The following is a 19,971-nucleotide window of genomic DNA, read 5'->3' as shown; positions in this document are numbered from 1 at the left end:
CCGTGGGGCTCGCGAGGCCCCGGCGACGCCCGGGCCCAGTTTGACCCGAGGGACCTCGCTCAACTACCTTTGAGCGTGGCCTGTTGTCTCGGCCGTTTTCGCCTGCCCACGAGTGGTGGCCCGCAGACCGATGCTGCTGCACGGGCCGCAACGGCGTGGGCTTTCGATTGCGGCCGACCAGCACGCCCACCTGACCCCACCCAACCACAGCATGTGTCAGGCAGCACGGGAGACGTGCTGCGGTAACGGAGTAACCCAGTGAGCAAGCGCACCTTCCAGCCCAACAACCGTCGTCGCTCCCGCGTGCACGGCTTCCGCCTGCGGATGCGCACCCGCGCCGGCCGCAGCATCCTGGCCTCGCGCCGCGCCAAGGGCCGCGCCAAGCTGTCTGCCTGAGTCGTCGGACCGAGCGCGCAGTGTTGCCGCGTCACCGCCGTCTGACCCGGCCCCAGGAGTTCTCTGCCGTGCTCCGGGGCGATGGGTCCGTGACGCGCCGCCGACGCGCCGGCTCAGCACTCCTCGTGGTGCACTGTGCGATGACAACCGACCCCAGCCGTCCGGCGCGGGTCGGTTTCGTCGTGTCCCGGGCGGTCGGCAACTCGGTGGTGCGTCACCGGGTGGTGCGACGCCTCCGGGCGATCACCGCCCCGCGGCTGGCCTCACTGCCACCGGCGACAGACCTCGTCGTGCGGGCCAACCCTGCTGCTGCGCGAGCGTCCTCCGCGGAGCTGGCCACGGCCTTTGATCAGGCACTGGGGCGAGCCTGTGGGACAGGATCATGACCACGACGAGCCTGCGTGAGCCCCGCACCCTGCGCGGTGTGCTGGCCCTGCCACTGATCGGGCTGGTGCGCCTCTATCAGTGGATCATCTCGCCGCTGCTCGGGCCGACCTGCAAGTTCTATCCCTCCTGTTCCAACTACGCGGTGACCGCGCTGAGTCGCCACGGGGTGCTCCGGGGAACCTGGCTGACCGTTCGACGGTTGGGTAGGTGTCACCCCTGGAGCGATGGCGGCGTCGACCACGTGCCCGAGCGGGCGCCGCGACGCGACCACCACTGACCACTTGACCGCACTCCGCGGGTCGGCCCGGCACGGGCCATCCGCACCGACACCAAGGACCACATGGGCTTCCTAGACACCCTGCTCTGGCCGTTCACCTGGCTCGTCTCGTCGATCATGGCTGGCTTCCACTGGCTGCTGACCGCGGTGGGCATGCAGGACACCAACGGCCTGACCTGGATCCTGGTGATCGTCGGGCTCGTGATCATCCTGCGCCTGCTCCTGATGCCGTTGTTCGTGCGACAGATCCACTCTCAGCGGCGGATGCAGCTCATCCAGCCCGAGCTGATGAAGATCCAGAAGAAGTACAAGGGCAAGAAGGACGACATCTCCCGGCAGAAGATGCAGGAGGAGAGCTTCGGGCTCTACAAGAAGCACGGCACGAACCCGTTTGCCTCCTGCCTGCCGATCCTCGCGCAGATGCCGTTCTTCTTCGCGCTCTTCCGGATCCTGAACTCCATCCCCACGATCGCGGACGGCACCAAGGATGTGCCCGGCTTCTTCACGCCGGAGCTGGCCCACGCGATGAACGAGTCCACCGTGCTGGGCGCGCACATGTCGTCCAGCTTCCTGCACAGCGATGACACCCCCGCCAAGATCCTGGCCGTCGTGCTGATCATCGCGATGTCGGTGACCACGTTCACCACGCAGCACCAGCTGATGCGCAAGAACATGCCCGCATCCGCACTGGACAACCCGATGGCGCGCCAGCAGAAGGTGCTGCTCTATGTCCTGCCGTTGGTCTTCGCTGTGACCGGTGTGAACTTCCCGCTGGGTGTCCTCGTCTACTGGACGGCCTCGAACCTGTGGACCATGTGCCAGCAGTTCTACGTTATCCGCCGGATGCCCGCCCCCGGGTCGCCGGCCGAGAAGGCCCTGGAGCAGCGTCGTCAGGCGAAGGGCAAGCCGGTCACGAAGATGCAGCTGAGCACGGCTGCTGACGCGGGCGACGAGGAGTCGGCGGCGGAGGAAGTCACCCCGGCACGACCGCAGGGTGGCCAGCGGGTCCAGCCCAAGGGCAAGAAGCGCAAGAAGGCCGGCAGCAACCGCCCCAAGGGACGTTAGCCGCACCGCCCCGTAGCTGCCGGCTCAGTCCCCGCCCGGCCCCGGCGCCGTGAGCACCCACAAACCAGTCCCACCCAGACAACCCAGGAGCTTTGTGTGAGCACCGAACCCATCACGCAGGACCCGGCCGACGCAGGCAACACCGCAGCGGCGTCCACCCCTTCGGACAGCACCGCCCACAGCGACATCCCGGAGGCCAGCAGCACCGCCGAGACGGCACTGCACCAGCTGGAGAGCGAGCTCTCTGACAGCACGGGAGACGCGTCAGCACCCGACGAGACGGACTCCGCTGCCAGCCCGCAGGAAACAGAGAGCACTGCTCTTGACGGGCGGCGTCCAGCAGGCAGCCGGCGCTCAGACCTGGAGCACGAGGGCGAGGTCGCGGCTGACTTCCTGGAGCAGCTCCTCGACATCGCGGACCTCGACGGAGACCTGGAGGTCAACGTCGAGGGCGACCGCGCCGCCGTGGCGATCGTGGACTCTGAGGAGGGCCCGGCGCCCAAGAAGCTGGTCGGTCGCGACGCTGACGTGCTCGAGGCGCTGCAGGAGCTGACCCGGCTGGCCGTGCAGGCTGAGACCGGTGACCGTAGCCGGCTGATGCTCGACATCGCCGGCCACCGCGCCGGGCGGCGTGCTGAGCTGGTCGACCTGGCTCGCGCCACCGTGGCCAGCGTCAAGGAGTCGGGCGAGCGGGCCGAGCTCGAGCCCATGTCGGCCTTCGAGCGCAAGGTCGTGCACGACGAGGTCCTGGCCGGCGGGCTGGTCTCGGAGTCTGAGGGCACCGAGCCGAACCGCTATGTCGTGATCCTCCCCAACGACTGACCAAACGAACGGCAGAGCGCCGCCACGGTTGACCACGCCGGCCCATCCTCGACTGTCGAGGGTGGGCCGGTGGGCGTTTCAGGCGGAGGCTGCCCGTCCGGCATACTGGCCGTTCGCGGTGCCCGCACCGAGCCCCACCATGCCGCAGGAAGACAGGACGTTTCACGTGAAACACGACGAGAACGAGCGGGCCGGGCTGCCTGATCGTCCGCCCTCGGTGGCCGCCGAGATCTTCGGCAACCGGCTGCCGATCGCCGAGCACTTCGCTCATCTGCTCGCCGACACCGGGGTCAGTCACGGTCTGATCGGCCCGCGCGAGACCCCGCGACTGTGGGAGCGGCACCTGCTCAACTGCGGCATCGTCGAGTCGGTGTTGCCCCACCGAACTCGCCTGATCGACGTGGGGTCGGGCGCCGGGCTGCCCGGTCTGGTCCTGGCGATTGCTCGCCCGGATCTTGACGTGGTGCTCGTCGAGCCGATGCTGCGACGAACCACCTGGCTGGACAACGCGGTGAAAGAACTTGATCTGCTCAACGTGCAGGTGGTCCGCGGCAAGGCGCAGGACTTCTGGGGCAAGCTGCGCGCACCCGTGGTGACCGCGCGCGCCGTGGCCCGACTGGGGGAGCTGGCCGGGTGGTGCCTGCCACTGCTGGAGGCCGAGGGACGGCTGTTGGCACTCAAGGGAGAGACTGCGGCGCGCGAGCTCGCTGAGGATGAGAGTGCAGTGCGCCGTGCCGGCGGGATCTCCGGTCGCCTGGTGCTCGTGGGTGAGGACGTGCTGCCCGAGCCAACTCGTGTCGTCGAGGTCCGCATCGGCGGACAACCGGTGCGGCCCACCGAGTCAGCCACCTCGCGCGCGGTCAAGGGCCCGAGAAGCTCAGCACAGCGACCCGGCGGTGGTCGCAGGTCCGCGCGGCGTGGGTCCACGAAACGTTCGTCCCACGAGTCATGATGGAAGCGATGAAAACCCTGACCCTCAAGAAGCCACACTCCCTGGTGGGCTGGCCACAGCCAGCCACGTCAACCGGGGTCGCGGTGATCCGTGAAGCTGGGGGGAAGCTGTCGAGCCCCCTCGGGTGGCCCTCGAAGCATGTTTCACGTGAAACGGACGGGCCACAAGAAGGCTGGCCACAAGAAGAGCCATCAGAAGACGTGACGGGGTCCGCGAGTGTCGCGAGCCATGTTTCACGTGAAACTGACCCGACCGACACCACGACCGACACCCGGGCCGATGCCCTCGATGCCCGCGAGACGGGCATTCATGACGAGACGGACACGCGTGACGACACGGACACGCGTGACGACCTGAGTGCGACCTCGGTTTCACGTGAAACCGCGGGTGTTGCCTCCAGCGATGCCCCGCGTGCTGTCGCCGCGGCACACACCACCGACCTGCCTCGCCCCCGGGAGCCACGTGTGCTGACGGTGGCCAACCAGAAGGGTGGGGTTGGGAAGACCACGACGGCCGTCAACATGGCCGCTGCTCTGAGCCAGTCGGGTTTGCGCGTCCTGGTGATCGACATGGACCCTCAGGGCAATGCCAGCACGGCCCTCGGGATCGACCACGGCGGTGACGTCGCCGGCATCTATGACGTGCTCATCGATGGCGCCCCCCTGGAGGATGTCGTCCAGGAGAGCCCCTCGCTGCCCGGGCTGCTGTGCGCGCCCGCCACCATCGATCTGGCCGGCGCTGAGATCGAGTTGGTGCCGATGGTGGCGCGGGAGAGTCGACTGCGTAAGGCCGTGGCGACCTTCCTGGCCGCACGGAAGGCGGCTGGATCGCCCGTCGACTATGTCTTCATCGACTGTCCGCCAAGCCTCGGACTGCTGACCATCAACTCCTTCGTCGCCGGGTCCGAGGTGCTGATCCCGATTCAGTGTGAGTACTACGCACTGGAAGGCCTCAGTCAGCTCCTCACGAACATCGAGCTGATCAAGGAGCACCTGAACCCCACGCTCACCGTCTCGCACATCCTGCTGACCATGTATGACGGCCGCACCCGGCTGTCATCCCAGGTGGCCGATGAGGTGCGCAGCCACTTCGCCAGCACGGTGCTGCGCACGTCAATCCCCCGGTCGGTGCGCATCAGTGAGGCGCCCAGCCATGGCGAGACCGTCATCACTTACGACCCCGTCAGCAGCGGGGCCCTGTGCTATCTCGAGGCAGCCAAAGAAGTGGCGCGAGCCGCCCAGAGCAAGGGTGCGCAGACCAACCAGGAAGGCAGTGACCAATGAGTGATCGGCGACGAGGACTGGGACGTGGGCTGGGGGCACTGATCCCGCCGGCTCCGTCGGGCGCCGATCGCCCCAGTGATGTCTTCTTCCCGCGACAGACCAGTGTTTCCGCAGGTCAGGAGGCCGCAGGTGTCCTGCTTGCCACGCATCTCGAAGACTCGATGAAGGATTCTGTCGAACCGCTGGAAGGCACTGCGGACACTTCTGAAGAGGCGCCAGCACCCGAGGACCCCGATCTGGCCCCCGTGCCGGGAGCCCAGTTCGCGGACCTCGAGATCGACCTGATCGTCCCCAACGCGCGCCAACCCCGACAGGTGTTCGACGAGGATGACCTGTCGGAGCTGGAGCACAGCATCCGTGAGATCGGCGTGCTGCAGCCCGTCGTGGTGCGTCCGGCAGACCAGGGCTACGAGCTCATCATGGGCGAGCGACGATTGCGAGCGGCACGCCAGGTCGGGCTGGAGACCATCCCGGCCATCATCCGCGACACTGCGGATGACGACATGCTGCGCGATGCGTTGCTGGAGAACCTGCACCGTGCGCAGCTCAACCCCCTGGAAGAAGCAGCGGCCTATCAGCAGCTGCTGGGCGACTTCGGGTGCACGCAGGACGAGCTGGCACAGCGGATCGGACGCTCCCGACCGCAGATCAGCAACACGCTGCGTCTGATGAAGCTCCCACCGCTGGTGCAGCGTCGCGTCGCGGCCGGGGTCCTCAGCGCCGGACACGCCAGGGCGCTGCTGGGCCTGTCTGACGGGGCCGCGATGGAGCGCCTGGCCCAGAGGATCGTTGCCGAGGGGCTCTCTGTGCGCACAGTGGAGGAGATCGTCGTGCTGGGTGAGGGTGGTGAGCCCGCGACACGACGCAGTCGGGCACCGCGCGAGGCACAGCCGGAGCTGGAGGAGCACGCCGCCCGCCTCGCTGATCGCCTCGACACCCGGGTGGCGATCGCGATGGGCAAGCGCAAGGGCAAGGTCACCGTGGAGTTTGCCTCACTGGAGGACCTGGACCGCATCCTCGGTCTGCTCCACGACGCCTGATCTCAGACGCCTGATCCCGCAGGCCTGATCTCGGCAGACGCGAAACGCCCCGGACCACTGGTCCGGGGCGTTTGCTCTGTTCCTAGGCGCCTCGAGTTGCGCTGTGCTGCAGGCGAATCAGCCGAGGTAGTCCTCGAGCTCACGGACCAGCTTCTGCTTCGGAAGAGCACCGACGAGGGTCTTGACGACCTCGCCGCCGACGTAGACGTTCATCGTCGGGATGCCGGTGATGCCGTATTTGCCGGTGATGCCCGGGTTCTCGTCGGTGTTGAGCTTGACGACCTGGATCTTGTCGCCATACTCCTCGGAGAGCTCCTCCAGGATCGGGGCAACCATCTTGCACGGGCCGCACCAGGGCGCCCAGAAGTCGACCAGGACCGGGGTCTGCTGGTCCAGGACGTCAGCCTGGAACTCGGTGTCGGAAGTGTGCTTGGTGGCCATGGGATTCCCTTTCCTCGTGGTGTGGTGCACGTTCTCGCTCAGGGGCATTCTGTGCCAGTCAGCGATACATCTTGAAACTGCTGATTCTGTTGTGTCAGTAAGCGATTGGGGTCAGTGAACGAGCTCCTCGGCCAGGTCGTCCGCCTCGATCCCGGCGAGGTAGCGCTCGGCGTCGAGGGCCGCGGAGCACCCGGTGCCCGCCGCAGTGACGGCCTGTCGGTAGGTGTGGTCGACCAGGTCGCCGCAGGCGAAGACGCCTGGCAGGTTGGTCTGCGTGGTGCGGCCCTCGACGAGGACATAGCCGCCATCGTCGAGGTCGACCTGCCCGGTGATGAGCTCATTGCGGGGGTCGTGGCCGATGGCGACAAAGACACCGGCAAACTCGCCCTCGCGCTCCTCGCCGGTGACCGTGTCGCGCAGCGTGACCCCGGAGAGCTTCGGGTCACCGTGCAGCGCCGCGATCTCGGTGTTCCACAGGAACGAGATCTTGGGGTCGTTCTGCGCACGCTCGGCCATGATCTTGGAGGCCCGCAGCTCGTCGCGGCGGTGGATGACCGTCACGGAGCGCCCGAAGCGGCTCAGGAAGGTGGCCTCCTCCATGGCGGAGTCGCCACCACCGACCACGGCGATGTCCTGCTCACGGAAGAAGGCACCATCACAGGTCGCACACCAGGACAGGCCGTGGCCGGAGAGTCGCTTCTCATCCGGCAGCCCCATCTCACGGTAGGCCGAACCCATCGCCAGGATGACGGTGCGGGCACGGTGCACCTGGCCGGTCGCGTCCGTGACCAGCTTCTCAGCGCCGGTGAGGTCGAGGGCGGTGACGTCCTCGCGGACCAGCTCGGCCCCGAACCGCTCGGCCTGGCCGCGCATGGCGAACATCAGGTCCGGGCCCATGATGCCGTTCTCAAAGCCGGGGAAGTTCTCCACATCCGTGGTGTTCATCAGGGCGCCACCAGCAGTGACAGCCCCCTCGAAGAGGAGGGGCCGCAGGTTGGCGCGGGCTGCATAGACCGCCGCGGTGTAACCCGCCGGGCCGGACCCGACGATGATCACGTCGCGCAGCTCATCGCCGTGGGTGGCGGGGGCTGTGGGCTCCTCGGGAATGGTGATCAAGGCTGGACTCCAGGGTGCGAGGTCGGTGGCAGGTGCCCACCCACGGGGCAGACACCATCAATATGCTCAACCGATCCTACGTGGAGGATGTTCCCGGTCCGTGAACGCGCTGGTCAGTCGAGGAGCGTCGGGCCGGAGAGGATCTCCTGGCAGTCCGGGCTCAGCACCCAGGCTGTGTCCCCAGAGGTCGCCTCGGCGACAACCAGGGTGGCCGGCTCGTCCTCCCAGAGCGCCTGCGACAACAGCACGGTGTTGGCCTGGCGGGTGTCCAGATCGCTGTTCTCGACGCAGTCGCGGGCCTGGGTCGCTCCCCACATGGGCTCATCGCGTGCCAGGTCAGCGCCCAACCACGCGCTGACCTCATCGGCCCAGCCGGTCGTGCTCAGCTCGACGGTGCCCGCCATGGCTTGAACCTGGGTGGAAGTGAGCACGTCGCCGGCCCCGGCGCTCTCCGACTCCTCGCCGGGAGCGGGCGTCGGCTCGGCCTGAGGGGCCGCCTCGCCCTCTTCATCAGGCATTGCCGAGTCCGCACCACCCTCCTGGGCGGAGTCGTCCTGTCCCTCGGCAGCGTCTGCGGCGCCGCCAGCCTCGGCACCACTGTCGGCGGAGTCGGTGGTCACCGGGATATCGGCTGCGACACCGGAGTCGCCAGCACCGTCGGTGCCCACAAGCTGGTTGACGGAGACGGTGGCGACCATGGCGACCGCGGCGGCACCGCCGAGCCACAGGAGCGTGCGCCCCGGGCGACGGCGCTGGCGCTCTGCGGTCAGGGACACGACGTTGTCGTCGGTGCCAGCTGAGGACGGCGCAGACCCGGTGGACGTCTCGGAGTCGGCCGGAGCGCCGGTGGAGGTGCCCGCGCTGGCGCGTCGCTCCTGCTCGAGCACCAGACTCTGCGAGATCCGCGTCATGAGTTCGTCGGGCATCGGGCCAGGGTCAGGAAGGTTCGCGAGCAGAGCCCGGACTCCAGTCGGATCCAGGTCGTCGTCAGATGCGCGCGGATCGGGGTGCGATCCAGTCACGGAAACCTCCTCACGAGGGCGTCGAACGGGCGTGCTCGGTGGTGGCTGCAATCAGCCCCACGGAGATACGACGTGCGAGCAGAGCCACAGGTTCCCTGCGATTCTGTGCCGCCGTCGGAGGCCTGCACCGAGAGCACGCACCTCATGCCGGCTCCAGCAGTTGCGCCATCGCGGCCCGCCCGCGGGCGCACCGGGACTTCACGGTGCCCTCGGCGACCTCCAGGACCTGCGCGGCCTCGGTCACGCTCATCCCGTGCATGTCGACCAGGACCAGGGCCATCTTCTGCCCCTCAGGCAGTTGGTCCAGGGCCTCCCGCACATCGAGGCGCACCTCGACGCTGCGGTGGTGGTCGCGGGCGTCGGCAGGATCAATGTCGGTGATGTCCGAGGTCGGCTTGATCCGGCGCAGCCGGTCCAGGCAGGCATTGACCACGATGCGGTGCAGCCAGGTGGTCACGGCAGAGTCACCGCGGAAGGACCCCGCCCGTCGGAAGGCGTTGATGAAGCCGTCCTGCACCGCGTCTGCGGCGATCTCCGGGTCGCGCGCGGTGCGCAGCGCGACCGCCCACATGCGGTCCTTGTGGCGCCGGAACAGCTCACCGAAGGCCTCCGCGTCACCGTCCTGGTGCAGCTTCAGCAGCTCGTGGTCAGTCCGCTCCTGCAGATCCGGGGTCACCACAGTCCCAGCCTGACCTGATCGGGCTGGTGAGCACGCGGCATACGGGGGCTCATTGGCGCGCGGTCACCTCGGAGACCCTGACGATCTCCCCGCCGGACCCCTGCCAGGCCCGGTCGAAGTAGACCACGACATAGCGGCCCTCGACGGGCTCGTCGGCGGTCACGGTCCAGGTGCCGCTCGCGTCGTCGGAGGAACCGATCTCGGTGCCGGAGTTGGTCGGCTCGTCGCTGACATAGATCGTCGCGCCGTAGTCGCCCTCGGGGAACTCCACGGTCACCTCCGACACCGGCGTGGTCTCACCCATGTCCAGGGCCAGGCCGACCCCGGACTTCAGGCCACCCCAGTTGGACGTCAGATAGGTGAAGGTGTTCCAGGCCGTGTCGGGGTCCCCGTCGATCGCGTTGCCGGTCAGCTCCGGCTTCTCGTCACCGCCGGTGGAGTCGAAGTCCACGGCGTCGACAAACTCGATCTCCGCGCCGGGCTCGGGTGCCTCGGTGGTCTCCTCGGCATCGGCCGGGGGGCTGGTCTGCTCCGCGGTGTCGTCGGGGGTGGCCGTCTCCGAGGGCGCCGCGGTCGGCAGCGGGCGCCGGTCGCCCGCGGTGTCATCGCCGCCACCCAGCGTGTTGCTGATGGTGCTGTAGGCGACGAAGGCGGCCACGGCGATCAGCGCGACGATGAGCAGCATCACGACCCAGGTCTGGCCGCGCCCGGTGTCGCGGTTGCGCACCCCCGGTGGCAGGCCCCGGTCGGGGGTCTGCGCATAGCGCTCGGCGAGGTCGGGGTCGTCGTCCTCCGGGACGTATGTCGTGCCGCCGGCTCGGTAGGTGGCCTCACCGTCGTCCTCGGCCTGGGTGCGGAAGTAGGCAGGGGAGTCCGTGGCGGAGCTGACGGCACCCGAGCTGGCGGCTGCCGCACCGATGGCCGCTGCAGCGGCCTCGTCGCCCGCAGTCTCATTGCCTGCGGTCTCGTTGCCCGTGGCGCCGGTGGCCGACGGTTGTGAGGTGGGCTCGACGGCGGTCGGCTGGCCGGGCGCGGTGGTGACCATGTCGGAGGACCAGGGGGAGAGCTGGCGGGCCAGCTCACCCGGGGTCTGGGGGCCGTCGGCCGGGTCGTAGTCCAGACCGAGCATGGTGCGGCACAGCGCGTCCAGGTCGCCCGGGATGCCCCCGACGACCTCGGACGGGGCCGGCAGCGAGCCGTCAGCGAGCCGGCGGGCGGAGGGGAGACCGTCGATCTCGTCGCCGGGCCAGCGACCGGTCAGGCCGGTGTAGAGCAGGCTGACCAGGTCTGCGGTGTCGATGAGGGAGGCCTCGCGTGCGCCGAGGTCATCGGTCTGCTCAATGGCGGCGGTCACGCCGACCCCGGAGACCTTGATGCTGCCGTCGCGGGTGCGCAGGACCGAGTGCGGGTTGAGATAGAGGTGGTGCAGGCCACGGCGGCGGGCGGACTCCAGGCCCACGGCGGCCTCACCGACGATGCGCCGGATCTCCTCGGCGGGCAGCGGCCCACCACTGGTCAGGGAGGCCAGCGACTCCGCGTCGGGCAGACCCTCCTCGACGATCCAGCAGTGGCCGTCCTCCTCGCCCACGTCGAGGACGCGCACCAGTCGGGGGTCGTCCACACCAGCGGTGCGGCGGGCGCCGTCGAGCACGGCGTGCGCCAGGATGGCGCGGTCACCGGTGGAGGGCAGCATGGTGACGGCGACGAGGCGGTCGAGCGTGGAGTCGAGGGCTGACCAGTACTCCAGCACGTCACCGCGCTGCGCCAGGAGCTCTTCCAGCGCATAGCGCCGTCCCAGCATCGTCCCCGGTTCGAGGCCCATACCCCACACCTCCCAGTCCTGTGCGTGCTCGGTCGCCGCTAATCCTATGGCGGGACCGGTGCTGGTCCACGACGACGAGCCCTGCTCAGCGTGCCGCAGGTCCTCGTAGGCGGTGTGCCAGCCCGTGTCGTCGTCCTCCGGAGTGGTTTCTGACGGCCTCTTCTCCTGCGGCGACGACGCCCCCGCGAGGGCCTCGTGGGCGGAGCCGGGCCCGGTGCCAGGTGTGGAGCCGGGCCGGGTGTCGGAGGGGGAGTCGGGCCCGGTGTGGTCGCCGGCTGAGGGGCCCGTCCCCGACCCCGGCGGGGTGGAGCGGCCCCGTCCCAGTCGGCGCAGGAGGGGACCAAGCACCTCGGCCAGCTCCGTGACGCCGAGCCGGTGGGCGGCGACGCCATAGACCACGAAGAACAGCGGTCCGCCGACGAACAGGGCGACCAGCGAGGCGGCCCGGCCCTCGAACAGGGCGTTGGTGCCCAGCACGACCGCCAGGAGGACGACCGCGGCGACCAGGGTCGCCAGGATGATCTGGCGATAGCCACGGACCACGTCGCCGAGCGGGACGTGGCCCAGGCGCCGGCGGACCCAGAAGACGCCCAGCACGGCCGCGGAACCCTGACCGAGGGTCTGGGCCAGACCGATCCCGATGGCGGTCTGGGCCGGGGGCGCCATCGCGGCGATCAGGATGCCCACGACCGAGACGGCCGTGATCACCACCTGCATCTGGAACGGCGTGCGGCCGTCCTGGAAGGCGTGGAAGACCCGGCTGGCGAGGATGTAGACGGCGTAGGGCGCCAGGCCGATGACCATCGCCATCGTGACCCAGGCGGTGGCGAGCGTCTCCTCCTGGGTGTTGTTGAAGAACAGGGTGGCGCTGACCGCTGGGGCGAGGATGAGCAGCCCGATGCTGATCGGCACCATCGCGACGCCGAGCAGCCGCAGGCCGTGGCGGAACTGTGTGCCCAGCCCCGTCAGGTCCTCCTCGTGAGCCGACCGGGACATCTGCGTGAACATCGCGGTGATCAGCGAGGTGGCGATCAGGCTGTGCGGCAGGATGTAGATCAGGAAGGCGTTCTCGTAGAGGATCTTGCCGCCCACGGACGAGTCCAGGTCGGTCGCGCGGTTGAGCACGTTGGTCGACAGCCACATGCCGGCCTGGGAGACACCGATGATGGCCAGCATCCACAGCGCCATCCGGGAGGCGGCGCCGAGGCCGACCCCGCGAAACCCCCAGCGGGGTCGATAGCGGAAACCGGACCGCCAGACGGGCCACACCAGGACGGTGGCCTGCACGGCGACGCCCAGGGTGGCGGTCCCGGCCAGCAGCCAGATCATCTCGCCGGTCCACGCGCCGGGAGCGAGCGTGCGCGCCTCGGGATAGAGCATCATGAACAGCCCGAGGCCCGCGATGGCGACGATGTTGTTGGCGACCGGAGCCCACATGTACCACCCCCACTGCTCGCGGGAGTTCAGGATCTGGCCGAGCAGGGTGTAGAGCCCGTAGAAGAAGATCTGCGGCAGGCACAGGTAGGCAAAGGTAATGGCGAGCGCGAGCTGGTCGCCGGTCCAGGACAGCGCATAGAGCTTGGTCAGCAGTGCTGCCCCTGCGGTGAACACCACCGTGATCAGGACCAGCCCGGTCAGGGCCAGCGTGAGCAGCCGGTCGGTGAAGTCGCGGCCCTTCTCCGGGCTCATCGCCATGGCCCGGGTCAGCGCCGGCACGAGCACGACGTTGAGCACTCCGCCGGCCAGCAGGATGTAGATGGTGTTCGGCAGCGTGTTGGCCGTCTGCCAGGCGTTGCCCGCGGGGGAGTTCAGGACGCCGACGGCACCGGCCAGCAGCAGGACGCGGACCATGCCGAGGATCCGGGACACGAAGGTGCCCGAGGCCATCAGCGCGCTGGCCCGGGCCAGGGAGGACGACGAGTGCCCGGAGCCCTGGGTGGGCGTCGGTCCGGGGCTCGCCGGGGTGGGCTGCTCGCTCAAGGGGTCTCCACGTCGGACGCTGAGGTCGGGACGTTTCCTGTGCTCGGGTCGGTGGGCTCGGCATCGCGCCGGGTGCCGGCCGGACGCAGGGCGCGCCACAGGCCGAGGACAAGGATGACACCTGCCACGCCCCCGAGCAGCCAATAGATCCACACCCCGGTGGGCTGGACCCGCACCACGGTCTCCTCGGCCGAGCCGATCTGGGTGCCGTTGGGCGTGCTGAGACTGGTGTGCAGCGGCACCTGACCTGCCGCCACAGCCTTGGCACGGAACTGCACCGTCGCTCGTGACTCGGGGCCAATCGTGATCGGGTCGGGCTGCCCCAGGACCCGCAACCGTCCGTTGCCGGGGTCCACCTGCATCTGCAGGCCCTCGATCGGGATCGGCAGCTCGTTGACGACGGTGATCTGCATCAGGCCCTCGTCGGCATACAGGTTGATCGTCGTGGGGTTGATGGTCAAGCCGGTGGTGATCTCGCTCGCCAGGTCCTCCGCGACCTCGACGGGGATCTCCCAGTCCTGGGGGGCAGCGCGCCAGCTGGCGGAGAACTGCCGGTCGAGCACGTGCATCCAGGTGCGCCGCACCGCCTCGCTGCCCGGGACGATCTCGGAGACGCCAGTCACCTTGCTCCGGGTCAGGTCGATCCGGGCCAGGCGGCTGGGGGTCAGGGGGCTCTCGCCCGGGTCGGAGTATGCCGAGAGGTCACCGAGCGCGGCGACCGTCACCTGGTCCTCGGTCGGGTCAGCATCGATTGGGTCTGGGTCGGTCGCGTCAGGGTCTGCCTGCTCTGGGTCTGCCTGCTCAGCGTCTGCCGACGGTGGGTCGGCCTGCTGCACGGTGGCCGGCGGTGCCTGCGCGGCATCGGTCAGGAGCTCGCTGGCGGTGGTCTCCTGCAACCAGGGTGCCCTGGCCGCAGCTGAGGTCAGGGCCTGGAGCTGGTCGGCGTCGGCCGCTGCGGTGCGGGGGATCGCGACGACCAGGGAGCGGTCGGTGGCCGGCCCCTCCTGATAGATGGCGAGGGTCTCGGCCAGGAAGCGCTGGGTCGCGTGGCCGGCCTGCTCCGGCTCGCCAGACCCGGCGACGATCCCGCTGAGGCGCTCGTCGTAGCCGATCAGTTGAGGCCCCGCGCTATGGGTGCGCACCGCTGACCCGGTCAGGACGGTGTCATCGAGGGTCGAGTTGGGCAGCACGACGGCGCCGAGGCTGCCGTTGTCGGCCCCGGCCGCTCCGGTGGCGCCGCCCGCAGCGGACCACACCTGGAGCAGGGACCCGATCATCGCGTCGCTGAAATCCTCGGACAGGGGCCAGGCCAGGTCCGTGCGACCAGGTGCTGGCAGACCACCCGATGGGGCGGCCCCGACGAGCTCGGCGATGTCGTCCACGGACGCTTCGGCCTCCAACAGGCCACCGACGTCGGTGTCGCCCACCGGCAGCCACCACAGACGTCCCTCGGGGACCTGCTCGATCCGGTTGCCGAGGTCGCGGACAGCGCTCTGGATCGTGGGAGGCGTGGGCGGCTCCACCGGATCGTCACCCTCGATGGGTGTCGACGGCGGATCAGCAGGAGCCGATGTGGGCGCCTCGCCGTCCCCGGGCGCCTGCGTGGCACCGCCTCCGGGACCTGTCGTGGCCACTGATCCCTGGACCCCGGCCGAGGGTGCCGACTCCGACCCGGTCGGCTCTGGGGAGTCGGTGGATTCGGAGCCAGTGGGCTCGGAGTCAGTCGGTTCGGGGTCGGTGGGCTCGGGGTCGGTGGGTTTGGGGTCAGTGGGTTCGGGCGACTCGGACGGCTCCTCCTGATCACCAGGCAGCTCCACGACCTCCGTCAGTGAGGCGACGGGGTCGAGCGGCTCAATGACGCCAGGGTCGACCACAAACGTGGCACTCGTGTCGGCGAGCCCGTCCAGCAACTCCAGGGTGCGTGAGTCGGGGCCGATCGCGTTGAGCCAGGCGTCGCTGCGCCGAGCGTCGTCGACCGCCACCAGATCCGGGTTCCCGGGCAGCGTGATCGGGGCGAGCCAGGCGATCTGGACCGGGTTGAACTCAGGGTCCTCCGCATCGGTCCACGGCAAGAAGGTGCGCACCTGCGCGCCCGGCACCACGGTGGTCTCGCTGTCCGTGCCCTCGCTGTCCGTGTCTTCGGTGCCCGGGCTCTCATCGGTGCTCTCGCCGGTGTCCTCGTTGTCGGTGTCGGGGGCCGGCCCCGTCGCCAGCACCTCCACGCGCAGCGGCAGGGTGGCGAACTCGAAGCCTGGCTCGAGCTCGTCGGCGGGGATGTCCACAAACCAGTGCACCGTGGATCCTGGTGCGATGGCCACGCCGATGTGGTCCTCCCCGAGCGCGATGGGGGTCTCCAGGAGCCCCTCCTCTGCCCAGTCCTGGACAGCCCCGCGGGTGTCCAGGCCGCGATAGGCGGTGCTGACGCGGACGGCGTGCACCGGTGCCGGCGTCGCGCCCAGGTTCTGCAGCGTCCCCTCCAGACGCACCTCCGTGCCAGGCCCGACGATGGCCGGCGAGACCTGCTCGAGCTGCACGTGCAGGAGATCGTCGTCGGCGGCTGACGCGCTCGAGGCACCCCAGGTCAGCGGTGCGGCGACCACGGCAGCCGCCAGCACGGCATACGCCATGAGCAGGACGAGCAGGCCGCGCGTCCGGCGCGCGGTGCGGTGCAGGCTCACGCCGTCCCGGCCAACCGATGCCAGGCGACCTCCGCGATCCGGCGCTCGTTGGGGAAGGTCAGCACGCGGTGCGCCTCCGTCAACGGGCACCAGATGGCGTCGAAAGCCTCCTGGTCAGGGTCACCCTCGACGGACAGCTCGCCCCCCGTGGCCTCCAGCAGATAGTGGTGCACGCGCTTGTGGATGCGGTGCTGAGGCGTGGAGAACCAATAGTCCACGGTCCCCAGGGTGATCAGCACCCGACCCACGATGCCGGTCTCCTCGGCCACCTCACGCTCGGCGGCCTCCTCCAGTGTCTCGCCCGGCTCCATGTGGCCCTTGGGCAGGCACCACTCGACGCGTCCGGCCCGGTTGCGGCGCGCGATGATGGCGATGCGTGCAGCTCCCTCGTGAATGTCGATGACGACACCGCCCGCCGACGTCTCCTGGACCGACGGCAGACGCTGCTGCCAGTGGCGAGGAGGCGGGGCGGTGGTCATCTTCCTCACTCTAACGAGCCGTGAGCCGGTTGCACGGTCTCTCGGGTCGTAGGCTTGACCCTCGTGTCCCCCACTCCCTCCGAGGCCGAGCTGCTGGCGCGAGCGGTCCGCCACCTGACGCCGGTGCTTCCCGTGCTGACCGAGCTCGGCGAGCGCTTCCGCGATGCCGGGCACGAGCTCGCGCTCGTGGGTGGACCGGTGCGCGACGCCTTCCTGGGCCGGACCTCACTCGATCTGGACCTGACCACCTCCGCGAGCCCCGACCAGATCGAGGCGACCCTGGCCGGATGGGCCGAGCAGACCTGGGACATCGGCCGCGAGTTCGGCACGATCGGTGCGCGGCACCGGGGTCAGACCTTCGAGATCACGACCTATCGGGCCGATGCCTATGACCCCGACTCCCGCAAGCCCGTTGTGGCCTTCGGCGACAACCTCGACGACGACCTGGTGCGCCGTGACTTCACGGTCAACGCCATGGCGCTGCGGCTGCCGGACCTGCTCTTCACCGACCCACACGACGGTCTCGAGGCGCTGGCTGCCGGCGTCCTGACCACCCCGCACACGGCCGAGGTGTCCTTCTCCGACGACCCCCTGCGGATGATGCGCGCGGCCCGCTTCGTCTCCCAGCTCGGGGTGCGCGTCGACGCCGACGTGCGCGGCGCGATGACGGACATGGCCGAGCGCCTGTCCATCGTCTCCGCCGAGCGGGTCCGTGATGAGCTCAGCCGCCTGCTGTTGGGCGCGAACCCCCGGGCGGGGCTGGAGCTGATGGTCGACACCGGGCTGGCCGACGTCATGCTCCCCGAGCTGCCGGCCCTGCAGCTGGAGATCGACGAGCACCACCGGCACAAGGACGTCTATCAACACTCCCTCACCGTCCTCGAGCAGGCGATCGCCCTCGAGGACGAGCCCGACGCCGAGGGGCCGGACGTGGTCGTGGGACCAGACCTCGTGCTGCGGCTCGCGGCGCTGCTGCACGACATCGGCAAGCCCGCGACCCGCCGGTTCGAGAAGGGCGGAGGAGTCAGCTTCCACCACCACGAGATCGTCGGTGCCAAACTCGCGCGCACCCGGCTGCGAGCGCTGCGCTATGACAAGGACACCATCAAGGCGGTCACCCGGTTGGTGGAGTTGCACCTGCGCTTCCACGGCTACGGCGGTGGCGAGTGGACCGACTCGGCCGTGCGGCGCTATGTCACCGACGCCGGCCCGCTCCTCGGTCGCCTGCACAAGCTCACCCGCTCGGACTCCACCACGCGCAACCAGCGCAAGGCTGCTCGGCTCTCGCGCACGTATGACGACCTGGAGGCGCGGATCACTCGGCTGCGCGCCGAGGAAGAGCTCTCGGCCGTGCGTCCCGAGCTCAATGGCAACGAGATCGCCGAGGTGCTCGGCATCGCGCCGGGGCCGGTGCTGGGGCGTGCCTACAAGCACCTGCTCGCCGTCCGTCTTGACCAGGGCCCCATCGGCCGCGAGGCGGTCGAGGACGAGCTGCGCGCGTGGTGGGCGCAGCAGCCGGAGTCCCAGGAGGCGCCATGACCGAGCACGGCCGGGCAGGCGGCACTCCGGAGCGCCCAGCACGCTTCTTTGCCTCAGCCGAGGAGTTTGAGGCCTGGCTGGCGGCACACCACGACAGCGAGCCGGAGCTGTGGATGGGCCTGCACAAGAAGCACGTCGCAGACCGCGGCCTGACCTGGGCCGACGCCGTCCCGGTGGCCCTGTGCTGGGGGTGGATCGACTCGGTCTCCCAACGCATCGACGAGGACTCCCGGCGGCAGCGCTGGACCCCGCGCCGGCCCGGTGGCAACTGGAGCGCGGTCAACATCGCGCACGTGGAGCGGCTGACGGCGCAGGGTCGCATGCAGCCATCCGGCCTCGCGGCGTTCGAGGCGCGGCGCGAGGACCGTTCCGGCGTCTATGCCTACGAGAACCGGGATCGTGAGCTGCCGCCCGCCTACGCGGCCCAGCTCGCCGGGTCCCCGGCCGCGACCGCGTTCTGGGAGGTGGCGACGCCGTCCTATCGCAGGACCGCGGTCACCTGGGTGCTCACCGCCAAGCAGGAGGCCACCCGCGATCGGCGCATGACCCAGCTGGTGGAGGCCTGCGCCAGCGGGCAGCTGATCCCACCCCAGCGCTATGGCGCCACCCCACGGTGGCTCGAGCGTGCCGCCTCAGCTGCAGCGGCTGCCACCGGATCCTGACCGGGGCCACGACCGAGCCAGGCTCGCGGCCAATTGGGGGCACGTGCTGAACCACGCGGCCAACTAAGAGCACTTGCCGGTTCTGGGAGCCTGTCGCGGCGGGCTCCAAGAACCGGCACGTGCTCCAAGACGCCGGTGGGGACGCAGACCTGCCGGGCGCGCTGCCACAACGGCCTGACCGGCGCGGGTTGCACCCGGCCCACCGACCCAGCCCACATGGACCGCCCGACCTGCGCCTCGGCATACTGGCAGGACACCGAAGATCCAGGAGGCAGGCATGCGTGCGGTCGTGGTCAGTGAGCAGGGCGGTCCCGAGGTGCTCGAGGTGGTCGAGCGCGAGACCCCGGAGCCCGGTGAGGGGCAGGTGCGCGTCGACGTGCAGGCGGCCGGGGTGAACTTCATCGACATCTATCAACGATCCGGGACCTACCCGATGACCACGCCCTTCATCGCCGGCTCCGAGGGCGCCGGCACGGTCAGCGCGGTGGGGCCCGGGGTCACCGACGTCGCGACCGGCGACCTGGTCACCTGGGCGATGGTCCCGGGCAGCGGCTACACCGAGCAGGCGCTCGTCCCGGCCGACCGGCTCGTCCCGGTCCCCGAGGGCGTCTCGGCCGAGCAGGCCGCGGCGGTGATGCTGCAGGGGATGACCGCGCACTATCTGGTCGAGTCGACGTTCCCCGCGCAGGAGGGCCAGACCGCGCTGGTGCACGCCGCTGCCGGAGGGGTGGGGCTGCTGTTGTGCCAGCTGCTCGCCGCCAAGGGGGTGCGCGTCATCGGCACCACCTCGACACCGGAGAAGGCCGAGCTCGCCCGGGCAGCGGGCGCGGACGAGATCGTCTTCTATCGCGAGCAGGACCTGGTCGCCGAGGTGCAGCGACTCACCGATGGCGCGGGGGTGCAGGTCGTGTATGAAGGCGTGGGCGCCTCGACCTTCGACGCCGGCCTCGAGGTGCTGGCACCGCGCGGCATGATGGTCCTCTTCGGTGGGGCCAGCGGGCCGGTGCCACCCCTGGACCCGCAGGTGCTCAACCAGCAGGGCTCGCTCTTTCTGACGCGACCCACGCTGGCCAACTACATCGCCGAGCGCGAGGAGCTGCTGCAGCGTGCCGGGGACATCCTGGGCGCCGTGGCGCAGGGCCGGCTCGACGTGCGGATCGGCGGGCGCTATCCGCTGGCCGAGGCCGCGCGGGCGCACGAGGACCTGGCCGCAGGCCGCACGACGGGCAAGCTCCTCCTGGTGCCCTGACCGACCGTCGTCCCGGTCACCCGCGCGAGGCGGCGCCACACCCGCGCCGCACCCGGCCGCGCGCGACGGTGGTGGCGAGCCT

18 protein-coding genes are annotated in these 19,971 nt (G+C 69.8%); 11 read left to right on the top strand and 7 right to left on the bottom strand.

Going from position 1 to position 19,971, the window contains the following annotated elements; all coding sequences use genetic code 11:
* Positions 1 to 258 precede the first annotated feature (258 nt).
* The 8 genes from rpmH (at position 259) to NF556_RS21275 (ending at position 6,222) form a co-directional block, all read left to right on the top strand.
* Positions 259 to 396 (top strand): 50S ribosomal protein L34, encoded by a 138-nt coding sequence (rpmH, locus tag NF556_RS21310; RefSeq protein ID WP_252593423.1) that lies wholly within the window; start codon positions 259 to 261, stop codon positions 394 to 396.
* 20 nt (positions 397 to 416) lie between these two features.
* Complete coding sequence (gene rnpA, locus NF556_RS21305; protein ID WP_256829700.1) at positions 417 to 782, top strand: ribonuclease P protein component; 366 nt, start codon at positions 417 to 419, stop codon at positions 780 to 782.
* Entirely contained in the window at positions 779 to 1,060 is a 282-nt protein-coding gene (yidD, locus tag NF556_RS21300; RefSeq protein ID WP_252593421.1) for a membrane protein insertion efficiency factor YidD, read from the top strand. Before rnpA ends, yidD begins: the two co-directional genes overlap by 4 nt.
* Positions 1,061 to 1,123: 63 nt before the next feature.
* The gene (gene yidC, locus NF556_RS21295) at positions 1,124 to 2,125 is read left to right on the top strand and encodes a membrane protein insertase YidC (RefSeq protein ID WP_252593418.1); all 1,002 of its coding nucleotides are present in this window, start codon (positions 1,124 to 1,126) and stop codon (positions 2,123 to 2,125) included.
* A gap of 96 nt (positions 2,126 to 2,221) precedes the next feature.
* Complete coding sequence (locus tag NF556_RS21290; protein ID WP_252593416.1) at positions 2,222 to 2,947, top strand: Jag family protein; 726 nt, start codon at positions 2,222 to 2,224, stop codon at positions 2,945 to 2,947.
* Between the two features lie 166 nt (positions 2,948 to 3,113).
* Entirely contained in the window at positions 3,114 to 3,899 is a 786-nt protein-coding gene (rsmG, locus tag NF556_RS21285) for a 16S rRNA (guanine(527)-N(7))-methyltransferase RsmG (RefSeq protein WP_252593413.1), read from the top strand.
* Between the two features lie 200 nt (positions 3,900 to 4,099).
* On the top strand, positions 4,100 to 5,182 hold the full coding sequence (locus tag NF556_RS21280; RefSeq protein WP_289781771.1) for a ParA family protein: 1,083 nt from the start codon (positions 4,100 to 4,102) through the stop codon (positions 5,180 to 5,182).
* Positions 5,179 to 6,222 (top strand): ParB/RepB/Spo0J family partition protein, encoded by a 1,044-nt coding sequence (locus tag NF556_RS21275; RefSeq protein WP_252593409.1) that lies wholly within the window; start codon positions 5,179 to 5,181, stop codon positions 6,220 to 6,222. Before NF556_RS21280 ends, NF556_RS21275 begins: the two co-directional genes overlap by 4 nt.
* A gap of 117 nt (positions 6,223 to 6,339) precedes the next feature.
* Here the strand turns inward: NF556_RS21275 and trxA are convergent, their stop codons facing one another.
* The 7 genes from trxA to NF556_RS21235 all read right to left on the bottom strand — a co-directional run bounded on the left by trxA (position 6,340) and on the right by NF556_RS21235 (position 16,439).
* On the bottom strand, positions 6,340 to 6,663 hold the full coding sequence (gene trxA, locus NF556_RS21270; protein WP_252593407.1) for a thioredoxin: 324 nt from the start codon (positions 6,661 to 6,663) through the stop codon (positions 6,340 to 6,342).
* A gap of 111 nt (positions 6,664 to 6,774) precedes the next feature.
* Positions 6,775 to 7,779, bottom strand: a complete 1,005-nt coding sequence (gene trxB / locus NF556_RS21265; protein ID WP_252593404.1) for a thioredoxin-disulfide reductase — start codon at positions 7,777 to 7,779, stop codon at positions 6,775 to 6,777.
* Positions 7,780 to 7,892: 113 nt separating this feature from the next.
* A complete protein-coding gene (locus NF556_RS21260) occupies positions 7,893 to 8,705 on the bottom strand; it encodes a hypothetical protein (protein ID WP_252593402.1) in 813 nt (270 codons plus the stop codon).
* A 238-nt stretch (positions 8,706 to 8,943) separates the two neighbouring features.
* Complete coding sequence (sigM, locus tag NF556_RS21255) at positions 8,944 to 9,480, bottom strand: RNA polymerase sigma factor SigM (RefSeq protein ID WP_332460666.1); 537 nt, start codon at positions 9,478 to 9,480, stop codon at positions 8,944 to 8,946.
* Positions 9,481 to 9,529: 49 nt separating this feature from the next.
* The gene (gene murJ, locus NF556_RS21475; RefSeq protein WP_256829702.1) at positions 9,530 to 13,282 is read right to left on the bottom strand and encodes a murein biosynthesis integral membrane protein MurJ; all 3,753 of its coding nucleotides are present in this window, start codon (positions 13,280 to 13,282) and stop codon (positions 9,530 to 9,532) included.
* Positions 13,279 to 15,960, bottom strand: a complete 2,682-nt coding sequence (locus tag NF556_RS21240) for a DUF6049 family protein (protein ID WP_252593399.1) — start codon at positions 15,958 to 15,960, stop codon at positions 13,279 to 13,281. The genes murJ and NF556_RS21240 overlap by 4 nt, the downstream gene beginning before the upstream one ends.
* Complete coding sequence (locus tag NF556_RS21235) at positions 15,957 to 16,439, bottom strand: NUDIX domain-containing protein (RefSeq protein WP_252593395.1); 483 nt, start codon at positions 16,437 to 16,439, stop codon at positions 15,957 to 15,959. Before NF556_RS21235 ends, NF556_RS21240 begins: the two co-directional genes overlap by 4 nt.
* A 63-nt stretch (positions 16,440 to 16,502) precedes the next feature.
* On the opposite strand from NF556_RS21235, the gene NF556_RS21230 reads away from it, so the two are divergent.
* The 3 genes from NF556_RS21230 (at position 16,503) to NF556_RS21220 (ending at position 19,889) form a co-directional block, all read left to right on the top strand.
* Positions 16,503 to 17,978 (top strand): CCA tRNA nucleotidyltransferase, encoded by a 1,476-nt coding sequence (locus NF556_RS21230; protein ID WP_252593393.1) that lies wholly within the window; start codon positions 16,503 to 16,505, stop codon positions 17,976 to 17,978.
* Positions 17,975 to 18,640 carry a YdeI/OmpD-associated family protein gene (locus tag NF556_RS21225; protein ID WP_252593391.1) on the top strand — a complete coding sequence of 222 codons (666 nt, stop codon included), beginning with the start codon at positions 17,975 to 17,977 and terminating at the stop codon, positions 18,638 to 18,640. The genes NF556_RS21230 and NF556_RS21225 overlap by 4 nt, the downstream gene beginning before the upstream one ends.
* A gap of 277 nt (positions 18,641 to 18,917) precedes the next feature.
* Positions 18,918 to 19,889 carry a quinone oxidoreductase family protein gene (locus tag NF556_RS21220; protein ID WP_252593389.1) on the top strand — a complete coding sequence of 324 codons (972 nt, stop codon included), beginning with the start codon at positions 18,918 to 18,920 and terminating at the stop codon, positions 19,887 to 19,889.
* Positions 19,890 to 19,971: the final 82 nt, after the last annotated feature.

Origin of the sequence: Ornithinimicrobium faecis, from assembly GCF_023923225.1 — a bacterium.
Lineage (GTDB): Bacteria > Actinomycetota > Actinomycetes > Actinomycetales > Dermatophilaceae > Ornithinicoccus > Ornithinicoccus faecis.
The sequence above is the reverse complement of the archived record's forward strand: the minus strand, read 5'-3'. Positions and strand labels throughout refer to the sequence as shown.